General features: G+C 68.0%; 16 protein-coding genes and 1 pseudogene. 11 read left to right on the forward strand and 6 right to left on the reverse strand.

The features are described 5' to 3' along the window. Window positions 1-81 precede the first annotated feature (81 nt). The 3 genes from LRS03_RS11275 (at window position 82) to LRS03_RS11285 (ending at window position 1,887) form a co-directional block, all read left to right on the forward strand. Window positions 82-726 carry an NAD(P)-dependent oxidoreductase gene (locus LRS03_RS11275; protein ID WP_257825521.1) on the forward strand — a complete coding sequence of 215 codons (645 nt, stop codon included), beginning with the start codon at window positions 82-84 and terminating at the stop codon, window positions 724-726. Between the two features lie 242 nt (window positions 727-968). Beyond that, on the forward strand, window positions 969-1,499 hold the full coding sequence (locus LRS03_RS11280; RefSeq protein ID WP_257825522.1) for a DsbA family protein: 531 nt from the start codon (window positions 969-971) through the stop codon (window positions 1,497-1,499). Between the two features lie 103 nt (window positions 1,500-1,602). After that, window positions 1,603-1,887, forward strand: coding sequence for a hypothetical protein (locus tag LRS03_RS11285; protein WP_257825523.1), 285 nt, complete (start codon window positions 1,603-1,605; stop codon window positions 1,885-1,887). 15 nt (window positions 1,888-1,902) lie between these two features. Here the strand turns inward: LRS03_RS11285 and ypfJ are convergent, their stop codons facing one another. From ypfJ to LRS03_RS11305, 4 genes are all read right to left on the reverse strand, one after another. Next, window positions 1,903-2,781, reverse strand: coding sequence for a KPN_02809 family neutral zinc metallopeptidase (ypfJ, locus tag LRS03_RS11290; RefSeq protein WP_257825524.1), 879 nt, complete (start codon window positions 2,779-2,781; stop codon window positions 1,903-1,905). Between the two features lie 97 nt (window positions 2,782-2,878). After that, entirely contained in the window at window positions 2,879-3,139 is a 261-nt protein-coding gene (locus tag LRS03_RS11295; RefSeq protein ID WP_257825525.1) for a hypothetical protein, read from the reverse strand. Between the two features lie 111 nt (window positions 3,140-3,250). Beyond that, a complete protein-coding gene (gene dcd, locus LRS03_RS11300) occupies window positions 3,251-3,820 on the reverse strand; it encodes a dCTP deaminase (RefSeq protein ID WP_257825526.1) in 570 nt (189 codons plus the stop codon). Between the two features lie 66 nt (window positions 3,821-3,886). Further along, entirely contained in the window at window positions 3,887-5,266 is a 1,380-nt protein-coding gene (locus LRS03_RS11305) for a C13 family peptidase (protein ID WP_257825527.1), read from the reverse strand. A gap of 140 nt (window positions 5,267-5,406) precedes the next feature. Here LRS03_RS11305 and LRS03_RS11310 point away from each other — a divergent pair, with 140 nt between their 5' ends. After that, window positions 5,407-5,946: an Mpo1 family 2-hydroxy fatty acid dioxygenase gene (locus tag LRS03_RS11310; RefSeq protein ID WP_257825528.1), complete on the forward strand. Its 540-nt coding sequence runs from the start codon at window positions 5,407-5,409 to the stop codon at window positions 5,944-5,946. Window positions 5,947-5,959: 13 nt separating this feature from the next. Here LRS03_RS11310 and LRS03_RS11315 read toward each other — a convergent pair whose 3' ends face one another. Next, complete coding sequence (locus tag LRS03_RS11315) at window positions 5,960-6,670, reverse strand: Crp/Fnr family transcriptional regulator (protein WP_257825529.1); 711 nt, start codon at window positions 6,668-6,670, stop codon at window positions 5,960-5,962. Window positions 6,671-6,749: 79 nt separating this feature from the next. On the opposite strand from LRS03_RS11315, the gene LRS03_RS11320 reads away from it, so the two are divergent. Both LRS03_RS11320 and LRS03_RS11325 read left to right on the forward strand, forming a co-directional pair. Then, window positions 6,750-7,286, forward strand: coding sequence for an Mpo1 family 2-hydroxy fatty acid dioxygenase (locus LRS03_RS11320; protein WP_257825530.1), 537 nt, complete (start codon window positions 6,750-6,752; stop codon window positions 7,284-7,286). An 8-nt stretch (window positions 7,287-7,294) separates the two neighbouring features. Then, window positions 7,295-8,278, forward strand: coding sequence for an MBL fold metallo-hydrolase (locus LRS03_RS11325; protein ID WP_257825531.1), 984 nt, complete (start codon window positions 7,295-7,297; stop codon window positions 8,276-8,278). A gap of 6 nt (window positions 8,279-8,284) precedes the next feature. Here the strand turns inward: LRS03_RS11325 and apbC are convergent, their stop codons facing one another. Then, window positions 8,285-9,376 (reverse strand): iron-sulfur cluster carrier protein ApbC, encoded by a 1,092-nt coding sequence (gene apbC / locus LRS03_RS11330; protein ID WP_257825532.1) that lies wholly within the window; start codon window positions 9,374-9,376, stop codon window positions 8,285-8,287. A 112-nt stretch (window positions 9,377-9,488) separates the two neighbouring features. Between apbC and metG the strand changes: the two genes are divergently transcribed. From metG to LRS03_RS11355, 5 genes and pseudogenes are all read left to right on the forward strand, one after another. Then, window positions 9,489-11,534 carry a methionine--tRNA ligase gene (metG, locus tag LRS03_RS11335; protein ID WP_257825533.1) on the forward strand — a complete coding sequence of 682 codons (2,046 nt, stop codon included), beginning with the start codon at window positions 9,489-9,491 and terminating at the stop codon, window positions 11,532-11,534. A gap of 147 nt (window positions 11,535-11,681) precedes the next feature. Then, a pseudogene (locus tag LRS03_RS11340) lies at window positions 11,682-13,310 on the forward strand (SulP family inorganic anion transporter); the annotation flags it as partial. Window positions 13,311-13,536: 226 nt separating this feature from the next. After that, on the forward strand, window positions 13,537-14,055 hold the full coding sequence (locus LRS03_RS11345; protein ID WP_257825535.1) for a hypothetical protein: 519 nt from the start codon (window positions 13,537-13,539) through the stop codon (window positions 14,053-14,055). Between the two features lie 72 nt (window positions 14,056-14,127). Continuing rightward, window positions 14,128-14,334, forward strand: a complete 207-nt coding sequence (locus LRS03_RS11350) for a DUF3460 family protein (protein WP_257825536.1) — start codon at window positions 14,128-14,130, stop codon at window positions 14,332-14,334. 105 nt (window positions 14,335-14,439) lie between these two features. Further along, window positions 14,440-15,270, forward strand: a complete 831-nt coding sequence (locus tag LRS03_RS11355; protein WP_257829489.1) for a segregation and condensation protein A — start codon at window positions 14,440-14,442, stop codon at window positions 15,268-15,270. Window positions 15,271-15,299 lie beyond the last annotated feature (29 nt).

Here is a 15,299-nt window from a genome sequence, read left to right on the forward strand (position 1 = left end):
GTTCTTGGATTTAAGCGACTTCACGGCCGATTGTGAAGCCCATATCGTCACGATCATTCGCAACGTGATGGAGAAACCCACATGAAGATCGCCCTCATCGGAGCCACCGGGTTCGTCGGCACCGCCCTGCTGGAAGAGCTGCTGCGCCGCGGCCACCAGGTCACCGCCCTGGCCCGCAACCCGGACAAGCTGGCCGCACGGCAAGGCCTCACCGTGGTGAAGGCCGACGCGCTGCAGAGCGCCGAGGTCGCCCACGCGGTGGAAGGCGCCGATGCGGTGGTCAGCGCCTACAACCCCGGCTGGCAGGAGCCGCGGATCCACGACCTCTTCCTGCAAGGCACCCGCGCCATCCTCGACGGCGTGAAGCGCAGCGGTGTCAAGCGCGTGCTGCTCGTCGGTGGCGCCGGCAGCCTCTACGTCGCGCCGGGCGTGCAGCTGGTCGACACCCCCGAGTTCCCCGCCGAGTGGAAGCAGGGCGCGCTCGCGGCCCGCGAGGCGCTCAACGTGGTGCGCCAGGAAACGTCGCTCGACTGGACCTTCGTCTCGCCGGCCGTGATGCTCGCCCCTGGCGAGCGGCGCGGGGCTTTTCGCATCGGTGGCGACGAGGTGCTGTTCGACGCCAGCGGCGCCCCGGCCGGCATCTCGGTGGCCGACCTGGCCGTGGCCATCGTCGACGAGATCGAGACGCCCCGGCACGTGCAGCGCCGGTTCACTGCCGCGTACTGAAGCACGACCCGGAGTGGGGAACGTCGCGGCCGCGCCCCTTTGGCCGCGGCGGGCTGCCGCCGGGCGTCACGATACTGCCGGCCATCGGCGGCGCGGCGTCGGGGCGCCGGAGGCTGTCGCATACTCACGCGAATGGCCATCGACCACCTGATCTACCTCTACGACCCGCTGTGCGGCTGGTGCTACGGCGCCATGCCGGCCATCCACGGTCTGGCGGATCTCGGGGGTGCATCGTCGAGCCGGTGCCGAGCGGCCTCTTCGCCGCGCCCGGCAAGACGCTCGACGCCGAGATGGCTCGCCACATCGAACAGGCCGACGCCCGCATCGCCGCCATGAGCGGGCAGCGCTTCAGCGATCTCTACAAACGCAAGGTGCTCGCCAACCCCGAGCTGCCCTTCGACAGCACCGCCGCGACCGAGGCGCTGACGGCCGTCTCGCTGTGGAACGTGCACCGCGAACTCGACGCCCTGCATGCGCTGCAGCGCGAGCGCTTCGTCGCCGGCCGCGACATCAGCGACCGCAGCGTCATCGCCCAGGCGCTGGCTTCGTCTCTCGGCGACGACGCCGAGACCTGGGAGCGGCGCCTTGAGCACCCCTCGCTGCCCGGCCTCACCGACAAGCGCGTGGCACGTGCCAAAAAAGTGATGAAGGCGGTGGGCATGCACGGCGTGCCGGCGCTGGTATGGCCCAGCGAACAGGGCATGCGGCTGCTGCCGGGGCAGTGGCTCTTTGGCGAAAAAACGCTGTCGGCGCAGCTCGCCTTGCTGGCCTGAGGGCGCTGGTCTGAGCAGCCCTGAGGGGCATGCGATTTCGGGGGTTTTCAGGCGGCGCGGATGGTTCTACGCTGGTGGCTCGTTCCCTCGCCGGGAGAGTCACATGACCTTGCAGCAGCTTCAGGCCATCAAGCTCTGGCAAGTGGCCCACAAGCCCGAGAACCCGCTCGAATACCACGCCTGGGACGGCGTGCTGACCGCCTGGGTGTTCGGCTGGATGGGCGAACCGGCGGCGCTGATCCTGTGGTGGCCGGGCATGGCGATCGGTTGCGCTTTGCTTTTCCTCATGCCCAGCCTCTACGTGGCCCTGCGCCGCGCGCTGCACCGGCGCGGCCAGTTGCGCTGCGACTGGCTCGCCACGCTGGAGCTGCCGCCCCCTGGGCGTTGAGCCGCCTTCGCAGATTCAGATCTGGCGCGCCTCGAAGGTGTTGCACTGGTTCACGCTGCCGCTTTGCAGGCCTTTCTTGAACCAGGCGACGCGCTGCGCGCTGGTGCCGTGGGTGAAGGTCTCGGGCTGCACCGTGCCGCGCGACTTGCGCTGCAGCGCGTCGTCGCCGATCTGCGAGGCGGCGTTGAGCGCTTCTTCCACGTCGCCCTGCTCCAGGATCTGGCGCGCGTTGTTGGCATGGTGTGCCCACACGCCGGCAAAGCAGTCGGCCTGCAGCTCGAGCCGCACCGAGAGCGCGTTCTGCTGCGCTTCGGACACGCGCCCGCGCATGCTGTCGACCTTGCCGCTGATGCCGAGCAGGTTCTGCACGTGGTGGCCGACCTCGTGCGCGATCACGTAGGCCTGCGCGAAGTCGCCGGGGGCGCCCAGGCGCGTGCGCATGGTTTCGTAGAAGCTCAGGTCGATGTAGACCTTCATGTCGCCCGGGCAGTAGAACGGTCCCATCGCAGACTGGCCCATGCCGCAGGCGGTGGGCTCGCTGCCGCGGAAGAGGCGCAGCTTGGGGTCGCGGTAGGTCTGACCCATCTTCTGGAACTGCTCGCGCCACACGTCTTCGGTGTCGGCCAGCACCACCGAGACAAAGCGCGCCATCGGGTCGTCGGCGGGCGGGCGGCCGGCCGGCGCCTGCTGCACCTGCGGCGCCGGGCCGCCACCTCCGCTCATGAGCCCGAGGATCGTGAGCGGGTTGATGCCGAAGATCCAGCCGGCGATGACCGCAATCACCACGCTGCCCAGGCCGATGCTGCGCCCGCCGCCGAACGAGAAACCGCCACCGCCGCCACCGGAGCGGGCATCCTCGACGTTGTCGCTCTCGCGATTGCCTTGCCACTTCATGCTGCGCTCCCGGTGTTGGCCGACTGGGCATGGTAGCGAAGGCACGAAAACGAAAAAGGCTGCCTGCCGGCAGCCCCTGTTGTGGTCTCGACAGCGCTCAGTGCGCCGCGGCGTCGTCCTTCGAGTAGTGGGCAAAGAGCTGCAGGGCCAGGCGTTGCAGCGAGGCATCGGCGCTGCTGTGCGCGAGCGCGATGCGGTCGAAGGCATAGGGCTTGTCGTACATCATGCGTGCCACGTTCACGCTCAGGGCCTGCTGCGCCATCTTGCTGCGGAAGCGGCCGAGCGCCTTCAGGTCTTCGATCAGCGCCACCGGGCGATGCTCGCCGGCGGCGGGTAAGGCAGGAGACAAGGTCGTCATCGAGGGCTCCATGTGCAGCGTGTGCCCACACGATAGCCCTGCACGGACCTGGGGAATCGGGGGAATTGGCCCTCAGGCCCTGCCCAGTTCGCCCTCCGTGATGATGTGCCGTTAAGTTTTTGGCAGGGTGACGCCGCGTTGACCCTGGTACTTGCCGCCGCGGTCCTTGTAGCTCGTCTCGCAGACCTCGTCGCTCTCGAAGAAGAGCACCTGCGCGCAGCCTTCGCCTGCGTAGATCTTGGCGGGCAGCGGCGTGGTGTTGCTGAATTCGAGCGTCACGTAGCCTTCCCATTCAGGCTCGAAGGGGGTCACGTTGACGATGATCCCGCAGCGGGCGTAGGTGCTCTTGCCGAGGCAGATGGTCAGCACGTTGCGCGGGATGCGGAAGTACTCGACGGTGCGGGCCAGCGCAAAGCTGTTGGGCGGGATCACGCAGACGTCGGACTCGATGTCGACGAAGCTTTTTTCATCGAAGTTCTTCGGGTCGACCACCGTGCTGTAGATGTTGGTGAAGACCTTGAACTCGGGCGCGCAACGGATGTCGTAGCCGTAGCTGCTGGTGCCGTAGCTCACGATCTTGTGACCGTCGGCCGAGTGGCGCACCTGGCCGGGCTCGAAGGGCTCGATCATGCCGTGCTGTTCGGCCATGCGGCGGATCCATTTGTCGCTCTTGATGCTCATGCCGGTCTCGCGCCTGTCGTTGTGTCGGAGGGAAGGGGCTCGATTGTAGGGAGGCGGCCGCTCGGCCTACTGCGCTGCAGCATCCAGCCGGCCTGCCAGCTCGGCAAGCTTCGGGCGAATGGCTTCGCCCACCTGGATCTGCGGGTTGGAATAGCCGTCGGTCTTGCCGGCCTCCTTTTCACGCCGGGCGATCACCTCGCGAGCCTGCGCATGCGCCTGCTCGAAGGAGCGCGTGCGGCGCAGCTGCTCGGCATACATCGCGCGGCCGAAGTAGGTCAGTTCGGAGCCACGGCCGCAGCCGTAGGAGGTGTGGGTGGCGTCGGCCGCCGTCATCGTGAGCGTGCCGGGGTCGGCGAGCGCGGGCAGCCACGAGCCCGAGTAGCAGGCCGACACCGACAGCACCCGCCAGCGCACGCCGGCCTCGTCGAGCCAGGCGCGCAGCTTGTCGGGCGTGATCTCGTCGACCTCGAGCGGTTCGAACTGGGCCGCGAGCTGCCCGTTGCGGGCGCCGTGCGACGTGAGGTGGATGAAGAGCACGTCTTCGTCGCGGTCCATCAGGCTGGCCATGTGCCCGATGGCCCGGCGCAGGTTGAGGCCGGTGGCCCAGGGCAGCTCGGCGGCGGTGTCGGCGTGGTTGATGAGCGAGAGCGTGCGGCCGCGGGCGTCGAAACGCTCCTGCATCAGCTCGTTGACGAGCCGGCTCTCGCGGCGGAACACCTCTTCGCCCGCATACGGTGCAAAGGTGATGGCGTAGACATCGGCCACCCCGGGACGTTGCGGCTGCAGCGCCTGCAAGGTCGACACGACGCTGGCCGACTGGGCCTCCAGCACCTCCTGGGTGAGCTGCAGGCGTTTGTCTTCGGCCTCGCCGGCGGCCGCGGCGGTGACGTCGGGGTACCAGTACGCACCGCGAGGCAGGTAGAGGCTCGTGAGCGCCGCGGCCGCCACCACGGTGACCACGGCGGCCCGCAGCGCCACGTGGCCGGCATGACGCGCCAGCAGCACGGCGGCGGCCAGCGCCACCCACCCCATCGGCACCCAGGGCAGGACCTGCAAAACACCTTCCGCGAGGGGAAGGTCACGTGCCGGCGCCCAGCGCTGCATCACGAGGTATGCCGCCCAGAGCGGCCACGAGATCAGCATTTGCTGCAGCCACAGCAGGGCGAGCAGTACCACCGCACCGCCCTCGCCGTCGCCGGCACCGCGGGCGGCCATCCAGCAGGCCAGCACAAGCAGCAGCGTGGCCAACCATCCGCCGCCCATCGATTCCCAGTAGAACTGCGCCGGGCCCGGCAGGTACAGCCGCTGCAGCGCCACACCGCCTGCCAACAGCAGCAGCGTCAAGGCGACGAGGCCGACCGGCCCGATGCGCAGGCCCGACAGCGTGGGCGGCAGGCAGAACGCGCTGCGCACGGTGGCGACGCCCCAGCGCCTCAATGTGTTCATCTTGGTGCGGTTTTGCTCAGCTTCCTCGTGCAACGGTTTCATCCTGGTGACACCATCCGTCCCTGTGTAACTACCATGTTCACACGGGCCGCAGCCCGCTCCAGAATGTGATCCAACGCCCGCCCTTGCGGAGACCCGTCATGAATGCACATCGCAGCACGCTGGACCTTCTGGTGCAGTACGCCCATTACCACCGCGACCAGCGCAACATCGTCACCCATTTTGTGGGCATCCCGCTGATCGTCTTCGGCATCGGCGTGCTGCTGGCGCGCCTGCACCTCACGTTGCCGCGGCTCGACGTCACCGCCGCCTGGGTGGCCTTCTGCTTCGCCGGAGCGTGGTACCTGAGCCGCCGCGGCCCGCTGACGCTCAGCGTGGCGGTCACCCTCGCAATGGGCGCCCTGGTGGCCCTGGCCCACGGCGTGGCCGGTGGCGGCGTCGCGAGCTGGCTGGCCTGGGGCGCGGGCAGCTTCCTCATCGGCTGGGCGATGCAATTCCTCGGGCACTACTACGAGGGCCGCAAGCCGGCCTTCGTCGACGACATCTTCGGGCTCCTCGTCGGGCCGATGTTCGTCATGGCCGAAGCCTTGTTCTCGATGGGCTGGAACAAGCCGATGCTCGCCGAGATCGAGCGTCGCGCCGGCCCCACGCACCTGCGCGACCTGGCCCACCCGGCCTGAATCTGCAGTCGCGTCAGGCCAGGCCGGCGGCGCGGGCGAGCGTCGCCACGTCCACCAGCTCGATCGCGCCGTAACGCAGCTTCAGCACCCCTTTGTCTTCGAGCGCGCGCAGCGCCTTGTTGGCGCTCTGGCGACTCACGCCCAGCATCAGCGCCAGCTGCTCCTGCGGCAGCCGCAGCTGGCGGCGCGGCGCATCGGGCCGCGTGCCGTTGCCATGCGCCACCCACCACAGGCGCTTGGCCAGGCGCTGCTCCAGCGGCAGGTGGGCGATGTCTTCCAGCATGGTGAACGCGATGCGCAGCTTGGCGCAGGCAAGGCGTGCCACGTCCTGCCAGTGGGCGGGATTTGCATCGAGCCAGGCACGCAGCTCGGTCTGGGGCACCTGCCACACCGTGGTGTCGCCGTCGGCCACCGCATCATGGGTGCGCGGCAGGCCGTCGAGCAGCGAGATCTCGCCGAACCACTGGTAGGGCTCCACGTAGCCGAGCAGGGTCTCGCTGCCGTCGGGCTGCAGCGATCCCACCCGCAGCGCGCCTGCCGTCACACAGCAGAGCCCCTCGGCCGAGGCTCCGCGCGTGAAGAGGCGCTCACCGGCGGCTAATTGCCCAGCACGACCCAGGCGAAGCAGGGCCTCCTGCAGGCTCGGCGCACAGGCGCCGAACCACGCGTCGGTGCGCAAGGCGGCCTGCAAGGCCTCGGAGGCGGTGGTGATAGAGCTGCGCATGGGAATGTCGGAATTTTGACAGTCGCACCGCACTCCAACGCACTAGCATCGCCCCCACAACACACCGATGGAGACAGCCATGCGCAACGCCACCGAGCTGATGGTCCAGTACGCCGCGTACCACCGCGACCGCCGCAACATCGCCACCCATTTCGTCGGCATCCCGCTGATCGTGTTCTCGGTCGGCGTGCTGCTCTCGCGGCCCGAACTCTTCAACCTGGGCGGCTTCCCGGTCACCCCGGCGTGGCTGTTCTGGGTCGCCTCGACCGTGTGGTACCTGACCCGCGGCAACCTTGCGCTCGGCGCGGGCGTGAGCGTCACCAACGGCATCCTCATCCTGCTCGCGCACAGCCTGGCGCCGGGCAGCACCGCCGCATGGCTCGCCTGGGGCCTTGGCAGCTTCGTCGTCGGCTGGGTGATCCAGTTCATCGGCCACTACTACGAGGGCCGCAAGCCGGCGTTCGTCGACGACCTGATCGGCCTCCTGGTCGGGCCGATGTTCGTCACCGGCGAGGCGATGTTCGCGCTGGGCTGGGGCAAGCCGCTGCTCGACGAGATCGAACGCCGCACCGGCCCGACCGTGCTGCGCGACCTCTCCACCCCTGCGCACCGGTGATCGGCCGCGTGCTGACGCGGCTCCTCGTCGCCCTGCTGGCAGCGTTGCTGCTGGTGGCGAGCTTCGTGGTGGTGCAGTTCAACCGCCGGCCGTCACTCGCGCCCTACCAGTCGCTCACGCTGCCCGCGTCGGCCGAGGCCACGGGCGGCGTGCGCGTGCGTTTTGCCGGTGTCACCACGCTCGTCTTCGACGACGGCGAGACGGTGTGGATGACCGATGGCTTCTTCTCGCGGCCACCCGCGCTGCGCACGCTCTTCGGACGCATCGGGCCCGATGCCAGCGTCATCGACCAGAGCCTGCGCCGGCTCGGCGTCACCCGGCTCGCGGCCGTGATCCCGGTGCATGCCCATTACGACCACGCGATGGACGCCCCACTCGTCGCACAGCGCACCGGCGCCCTGCTGGTGGGTGGCGAGTCGATGCGGCAGATCGGCCGCGGCTCCGGCCTCGCCGATTCGCAGATGCGCATCGTGAAGGCGGGCGACACGCTGCAGCTCGGCAAGTTCACCCTGCGCTTCATCGCCAGCCGCCACAGCCCCACGCCCTACAGCAGCGGCCACGGCAACGACCCCATCACCGAGCCGCTCACGCTGCCGGCGCATGTGTTGCGCTGGCGCGAGGGCGAGGTCTGGTCGCTCGCGGTCACGCACGCGTCGGGCCGCAGCTTCCTCGTACAGGGCAGCGCCGGCATCGTGCCGGGGGCGCTGGCCCATGTGCGCGCCGACACGGTATTCCTCGGCACCGGCACGCTGGGCAAGAAGGACGAGGCCTACCGCGCGGCCTACTGGGCCGAGACGGTGAAGCCCACGGGCGCCAGGCGCGTGATCCCGATCCATTGGGACGACTTCACCCTGCCGCTCGATCGCCCGCTTCAGGCCACACCCTACCTGATCGACGACTTCGAGGCGGTGATGGCCGACCTGCAGCGGCGGGGCCGGCAAGACGGCATCGAGATCAGGATGCCGCCGCTCTTCGAGCCCTTCGTTCCCTGAACGGCCTCAGGTGTTCTTCGACACGGTGATGGTCGGGAACTTGGAGGAGAAGTCCTTCGTGCGCTGCGCGATCTTCACCGCCACCTGGCGCGCCATCGACTTGTAGAGCGCGGCGATCTCACCCTCGGGTTCGGCCACCACCGTCGGCGTGCCCGAGTCGGCCTGCTGGCGGATGCCCATCGACAAGGGCATGGCGCCCAGGTAGTCGATCTTGAGTTCAGCCGCCATCTTCTTGCCGCCGTCGGCGCCGAAGATGTGCTCGACATGGCCGCAGTTGGAGCACACGTGCATGGCCATGTTCTCCACCAGGCCGAGGATGGGCACGCCCACCTTCTCGAACATGCGGATGCCGCGCACCGCATCGATGAGCGCGATGTCTTGCGGCGTGGTCACCACCACTGCGCCGGTGAGCGGCACCCGCTGCGCGAGCGTGAGGGCGATGTCGCCGGTGCCGGGTGGCATGTCGACGATGAGGTAGTCGAGGTCGCGCCAGTTGGTCTGGCGCAGCAGCTGGTCGAGGGCCTGTGTGGCCATCGGGCCGCGCCAGATCATCGCGTTGTCGGGCTCCACCAGGAAGCCGATCGACATCACCTGCACGCCGTGGTTTTCCTTCGGCTCCATGGTCTTGCCGTCGGCGCTGTCGGGGCGGCCTTCCACGCCCAGCATCGTCGGCTGGCTGGGGCCGTAGATGTCGGCATCGAGCACGCCCACGCTGGCGCCTTCGGCGGCGAGGGCCAGGGCCAGATTGACCGCGGTGGTGCTCTTGCCCACGCCGCCCTTCCCGGAGGCGACAGCGACGATGTTCTTGACGTTGGGCAACAGCTGCACGCCACGCTGCACGGCGTGGGCCACGACCTTGGTGGTGATCCTGGGCGTCACCGTGTCGATGCCGGGCACGCCACGTGCGGCGAGCGTCAGCGCGTGCGCGAGGCCCGCGACCTGGCTCTTCGCCGGGTAGCCCAGTTCCACGTCGAAGCTCACCGCGTTGCCCGACAGCTGCAGGTTCTTGAGCTGCTTGGTGCTCACGAAGTCCTTGCCGGTATTGGGGTCGATGACGGATTTCAGCGCGTCGAGCAGCGCGGCTTCGGTGGCAGGCATGGGTGTGGGCAACAGGGAAGAAGAGAGGCGAAGGGCAGTCTAGCGCAGGGCCTCGCCCCCGAGGGTGGCAGGCCTAGAATCGTGCGCTCTGCCGTTCCCCCTCTGGCCCCCGATGACCCGCAAGCTCTTCGTCACCACCGCCCTGCCCTACGCCAATGCGCCCTTCCACATCGGGCACATGATGGAGTACATCCAGGCCGACATCTGGGTGCGGGCGCAGCGCATGCTGGGCCACGAGGTGCACTTCGTCTGCGCGGATGACGCGCACGGCGCGCCGATCATGATCGCGGCCGAGAAGGCGGGCAAGACGCCGCAGCAGTTCGTGGCCGAGATCGCCGCGGGCCGCAAGCAGTACCTCGACGGCTTCCACATCGGCTTCGACAACTGGCACTCGACCGACGGGCCCGAGAACCACACGCTCGCGCAAGACATCTACCGCGCGTTGCGCAAGCAGGGCCTGATCGCCGAGCGGGTGATCGAGCAGTTCTTCGACCCCGTCAAGAGCATGTTCCTGCCCGACCGCTACATCAAGGGCGAGTGCCCGAAGTGCGGCGCGAAGGACCAGTACGGCGACAACTGCGAGGTGTGCGGCGCCGTGTATTCGCCCACGGAACTCAAGAACCCGTACTCGGCGCTGAGCGGTGCCACGCCGGTGCTCAAGAGCAGCTCGCACTACTTCTTCCAGCTCTCGTCCGACCGTTGCATCGAATTCCTGAAGGACTGGACCACCACCGCCGGCCGCCTGCAGCCCGAGGTGCTCAACAAGATCAAGGAGTGGTTCACCGTCGACGAGCACGGCCACGTGGGCCTGGCCGACTGGGACATCAGCCGCGATGCGCCCTACTTCGGCATCGAGATCCCCGATGCGCCGGGCAAGTACTTCTACGTGTGGCTCGATGCGCCGGTGGGCTACCTCGCCTCGCTGAAGAACCTCTTCGACAAGACCGGCCGCGACTTCGAAGCCTTCATGGCCGACCCGGACGTCGAGCAGGTGCACTTCATCGGCAAGGACATCATCACCTTCCACACCCTCTTCTGGCCGGCGATGCTGCACTTCAGCGGCCGCAAGACGCCGACGCACATCAACGTGCACGGCTTCCTGTCGCTCGGCGGAGAGAAGATGAGCAAGAGCCGCGGCACGGGCCTGTCGCCGCTCAAGTACCTGCAACTGGGCATGAACGCCGAGTGGCTGCGCTACTACCTTGCGGCCAAGCTCAATGCGCGAGTCGAAGACGTGGAGTTCAACCCGGAAGACTTCGTCGCCCGCGTCAACAGCGACCTGGTCGGCAAGTACATCAACATCGCGAGCCGCGCCGCCGGCTTCATCACCAAGCGTTTCGAGGGGCACCTGTCGGCCGACATCGGCGTCGAGGGCCGTGCGCTGCTCGATGGCCTGCGTGCGCACCGCAACACCATCGTCGAGCTGTACGAAGAGCGAGAACTCGGCAAGGCGCTGCGCGAGATCATGCTGCTGGCCGATCGCGTGAACGAATACGTCGACCAGAACAAGCCCTGGGAGCTGGCCAAGCAGCAAGGCAAGGACGAGGTGCTGCACGACGTGTGCACCGTCTGCATCGAAGCCTTCCGCCTGCTCACGATCTACCTGAAGCCGGTGCTGCCGGCACTCGCGGCAAGGGTCGAGGCCTTCCTGCGGGTGAAGCCCCTGGACTTTGCCGATGCGGCACGCGCGCTGGGCTCGCACGCCATCGGCGAGTACCAGCACCTGATGCAGCGTGTGGACCCGAAGCTGCTCGACGCGCTCTTCGAGGCGCCTGCCCCGGCGGCCCCGCCCGCGCCGGGTGGCGAGCCGCTGGCCGCCGAGATCGGCATCGACGATTTCGCGAAGGTCGACCTGCGCATCGCCAAGATCGTGAAGGCCGAACATGTGGAAGGCTCCGACAAGTTGCTGCGACTCACGCTCGACGTCGGTGAGGGCAAGACGCGCAACGTCTTCAGCGGCATCAAGAGCGCCTACAAGCCCGAGCAGCTCGAAGGCAAGTTCACCGTGATGGTGGCCAACCTCGCGCCGCGCAAGATGAAGTTCGGCGTCAGCGAAGGCATGGTTCTTGCGGCATCGCACGCCGATGAAAAGAACAACCCGGGCCTGTACGTGCTCGAACCCTGGCCCGGCGCCACGCCGGGGCTGCGCGTCCGCTGAGGCTCTTGCGCCCATGTGCCACCGGCCGGCCGCCGACCCTCGCGTGTGCCAGCTGTCGCGCCGGCGGCGCTACCTCGCGCGCAAGCAGCACGCGGGACCTCCCGGGGATGGATCGACCGATCTGTCCCCCATTGCCACGGAGGCCCCATGCCCTTGCAACCACATCCATTCCGACCGCGCCTGCTCGATGCCCTGAAGGGCTACGACAGGCGGCACTTCTTCGCTGACCTCGGCGCCGGCATCACCGTCGGCGTGGTCGCCCTGCCGCTGGCGATGGCATTTGCCATTGCCTCGGGCGTGAAGCCCGAGCAAGGTCTGTTCACGGCCATCATCGGCGGGCTGCTCGTCTCGCTGCTCGGGGGCTCGCGCGTGCAGATCGGCGGGCCGGCCGGGGCGTTCATCGTGATCGTCTACGGCATCGTGCAGCGCTACGGTCTCACCAACCTGCTGATTGCCACGGCGCTGGCCGGCATGCTCATGTTCGCGCTCGGGTTCTTCAAGCTCGGGGCGCTGGTGCGCTACATCCCGGTCACCATCGTGATCGGCTTCACCAACGGCATCGCCGTGCTGATCGCCTTCTCGCAGGTCAAGGACCTGCTCGGTCTCACGATCGACAAGCTGCCCAGCGACTTTTTCTCGCAGGTGCACATGCTGGCCACCCACCTGCACACGCTCAACCCGCATGCGCTCGGCCTCGGCGCTGCGACGGTCTTGATGCTCTTCTTCTGGCCCCGCCTCTTCGCCCAGGGCTCGCTGCTGCCCACGCACCTGCTCGAAGGGCACACGCTGCGAAGTGCCTCGCGCGTGCCGGGGCCCATCGTCGCGCTCGTGCTGCTGTCGGCGCTCGCGTGGTGGCTGCAGCTTCCGGTGGACACGATCGGCTCCCGCTTCGGCGGCATTCCGCAGAGCCTGCCCACGCTGGAGCTGCCGCCGTTCAGCTGGGCCAGCGCCAAGGAACTCGTCATCCCGACGATCACCATCGCGCTGCTGGGTGGGGTGGAGTCGCTCCTGTGCGCGCGCATCGCCGACAACCTCACCGAGCCGCCGCGCCACGACCCCAACCAGGAGCTGATGGCCCAGGGCGTGGCCAACATGGTCGTGCCCTTCTTCGGCGGCATCCCCGTGACCGGCACCATCGCCCGCACGGTCACGAGCATCCGCGCCGGCGCCAAGACACCCGTGGCCGGGATCGTTCACGCGTTCACCTTGCTGATCATCGTGCTGGTGGCCGCGCCGCTCGCGGTCAACGTGCCGCTGGCGGTGCTGGCCGGCATCGTGCTCTTCGCCGCCTGGAACATGGGCGAGTGGCACGAGTTCGCGCGCCTGCGCCGCTTCAGCGTGCCCTACCGCACCGTGCTGCTCGGCACGTTCCTGTTGACGGTGATCTTCGACCTCACGGTGGCGGTGCAGGTGGGCCTGGTGCTGGCCTGCGGCTTCTTCATCTACCGCATGAGCACGCTCTTTCGCGCCAGCCCGGCCCCCGACAGCCCACCCGGCGTGCAGGTCATCCGCCTCTACGGCACGCTCTTCTTCGGCGCCGTCGGCAAGGTCGAAACGATCGCGCAGCAGCTGCCTGCCGGAACCCACGCCGTGGTGCTCGAGATGCACCAGCTCGTCTCGATCGACAACTCCGGCCTCGATGCCCTGATGCAGCTGCACAAGGCCCTGCAGCGGGAGGGAATCCGCCTGATCCTGTGCGACCTGAACGAGCAGCCACGCGAGCTGGTGCGGCGCTCCGGCTTCGATGCCGAGCTGGGCCTGGACAACATCGCCACCCACCTTGGGGGGCCTTGTCACGGGCCATTTCACCGACGCGCTGAGCTATCCTGCCGCGCGGGAGAAAACACTGATGAGTTTCCTGAACGACCTCAAGCGCCAGGCCGATGCGCTCAAGACACAGAGCAGCGAAGACCTGGCCCTGCTCGCACGCAACGCCGCACTCGTCGAAGGCGCCTGCAAGACGGTGTGGCAATACTGGTTCGACCTCGCCCAGCAGCTCAACGTGCTGCAGCCCGTGCCGCCGATCCGCTTCTCGCTCGACAAGGTCACCGCCCTCGACAACCTCCAGCGCAGCGATTTCCAGGTCGACGCCCGCCGCAAGCAGCTTCGTGACCAGGAGGTCCATGACCACGTGGTGATCCACGCGGTGCAGAAGACGGGCCGCACGCTCACCATGCGCAAGGACTTCCCGCCGGAGATCGAGCGCCTGGAATCGCGCCTGCGTCAGGCCGGCATCACGCCCGACACCAAATGGGTTCGCAACCCCGACAACGGCCGGCTCGAAGAGGTGATCTTCACCTTCAAGGCCGACGTGACCCTGATTGCCCGCCTGCTGCCCGACCATGACCAGGGCGTGGTGCGCTTCCAGCTCAACAACTTCGACAGCCTGGAGACGGTGACAGCCGAATTCCCGGCCCGCGACGTCGGCTCGGAGCTGCTGGACCAGCTCGCCCGCTGGATGGTCGGCCATCCCAACGACTTCCTGCGGCGTGCCAGCCAGGTCAAGCGGGTGGAAGCCTGACGGACGGCCGGCTCATCCCGAGCGCTTAAAATCCCGGCTTCACTCCGGCGCCCCCCTGGCGCCCCGACCGCCATGCCGCTGTTCTGGAAGCCATACAAGTCCGAGATCACCTCGTTCATCGAGGAGCTGAAGGCCCAACGCCCCACCCTCGAAGAAGAGCAGCGCCGAGGCCGTGCCCTGTTGTGGGACAAGCCGATCGACCGCGAAGCCCAGGCCGAGTACCGCGACGCCCGGGTGCCGCAGCAGCCGTACGTGTACCAGACACCGACCAAGCGCTAGGGATGACGACCCCCACGTCGCTCCGCTCCTGCCCCCCGAGGGGGCCCAGCCCGGCTTCGGACGGCCGGGTGCCGGGCTGAGGCGCTTCGCGTGGATTCCGAGATCATGGCGCCCGACGAGGCGCCCGACGCAGCGGTGGTTCCACAAGTGGTGGACCACATCGCCGTGGCGCGCCTGTATGGCGAGCCGCTCTTTCAGCTGCCGCAGGATCTGTACATCCCGCCCGATGCGCTGGAGGTCTTCCTCGAAGCCTTCGAAGGCCCGCTCGACCTGCTGCTCTACCTGATCCGCAAGCAGAACTTCAACATCCTCGACATCCCGCTGGCCAGCGTCACGCGCCAGTACCTCGCCTACGTCGAGCAGATCCGCAAGACCAACCTCGAACTCGCCAGCGAGTACCTGCTGATGGCGGCGATGCTGATCGAGATCAAGTCGCGCATGCTGCTGCCGCCGAAGAAGGTGGCAGAGGGCGAGGAGCCGGAAGACCCACGAGCCGAGCTGGTGCGCCGCCTGCTGGAGTACGAGCAGATCAAGCTCGCCGCCGCGCGGCTCGACGCGCTGCCGGTACTGGGCCGCGATTTCCTGCGGGCGCAGGTGGTGATCGAACAGTCGCTCACCCCCCGCTTCCCCGACGTCAACGTCGACGAGCTGCGCGCCGCCTGGCAAGACATCCTGAAGCGCGCCAAGCTCAACCAGCACCACACCATCACCCGCGAGCAGCTGTCGGTGCGCGAGCACATGAGCATCGTGCTGCGCCGCCTGCAGGGCCGCCGCTTTGCCCTCTTCGAAGACCTGTTCGAGCTGAACCGCGGGCCGCAGGTGCTGGTGGTCACCTTCATCGCCATGCTGGAACTGGCCCGTGAGCACCTGCTCGAAGTCACCCAGGCCGAAGCCTTCGCCCCCATCTACGTCCGCCTGGCCTACCAACCGGCCTGAACCGATTGTTGCGACGCACCACCCTGGTG

The organism is Rhizobacter sp. J219 (assembly GCF_024700055.1).
Taxonomy (GTDB): domain Bacteria; phylum Pseudomonadota; class Gammaproteobacteria; order Burkholderiales; family Burkholderiaceae_C; genus Rhizobacter.

What these genes read in the sequence shown, in the direction of transcription:
- LRS03_RS11275 (WP_257825521.1), top strand. Translation starts at nt 82, where the DNA reads ATGAAGATCGCCCTCATCGGAGCCACCGGGTTCGTCGGCACCGCCCTG.
- LRS03_RS11285 (WP_257825523.1), top strand. Translation starts at nt 1,603, where the DNA reads ATGACCTTGCAGCAGCTTCAGGCCATCAAGCTCTGGCAAGTGGCCCAC.
- ypfJ (WP_257825524.1), bottom strand. Translation starts at nt 2,781, where the DNA reads ATGAAGTGGCAAGGCAATCGCGAGAGCGACAACGTCGAGGATGCCCGC.
- LRS03_RS11295 (WP_257825525.1), bottom strand. Translation starts at nt 3,139, where the DNA reads ATGACGACCTTGTCTCCTGCCTTACCCGCCGCCGGCGAGCATCGCCCG.
- dcd (WP_257825526.1), bottom strand. Translation starts at nt 3,820, where the DNA reads ATGAGCATCAAGAGCGACAAATGGATCCGCCGCATGGCCGAACAGCAC.
- LRS03_RS11305 (WP_257825527.1), bottom strand. Translation starts at nt 5,266, where the DNA reads ATGAACACATTGAGGCGCTGGGGCGTCGCCACCGTGCGCAGCGCGTTC.
- LRS03_RS11310 (WP_257825528.1), top strand. Translation starts at nt 5,407, where the DNA reads ATGAATGCACATCGCAGCACGCTGGACCTTCTGGTGCAGTACGCCCAT.
- LRS03_RS11315 (WP_257825529.1), bottom strand. Translation starts at nt 6,670, where the DNA reads ATGCGCAGCTCTATCACCACCGCCTCCGAGGCCTTGCAGGCCGCCTTG.
- LRS03_RS11320 (WP_257825530.1), top strand. Translation starts at nt 6,750, where the DNA reads ATGCGCAACGCCACCGAGCTGATGGTCCAGTACGCCGCGTACCACCGC.
- apbC (WP_257825532.1), bottom strand. Translation starts at nt 9,376, where the DNA reads ATGCCTGCCACCGAAGCCGCGCTGCTCGACGCGCTGAAATCCGTCATC.
- metG (WP_257825533.1), top strand. Translation starts at nt 9,489, where the DNA reads ATGACCCGCAAGCTCTTCGTCACCACCGCCCTGCCCTACGCCAATGCG.
- LRS03_RS11350 (WP_257825536.1), top strand. Translation starts at nt 14,128, where the DNA reads ATGCCGCTGTTCTGGAAGCCATACAAGTCCGAGATCACCTCGTTCATC.
- LRS03_RS11355 (WP_257829489.1), top strand. Translation starts at nt 14,440, where the DNA reads ATGGCGCCCGACGAGGCGCCCGACGCAGCGGTGGTTCCACAAGTGGTG.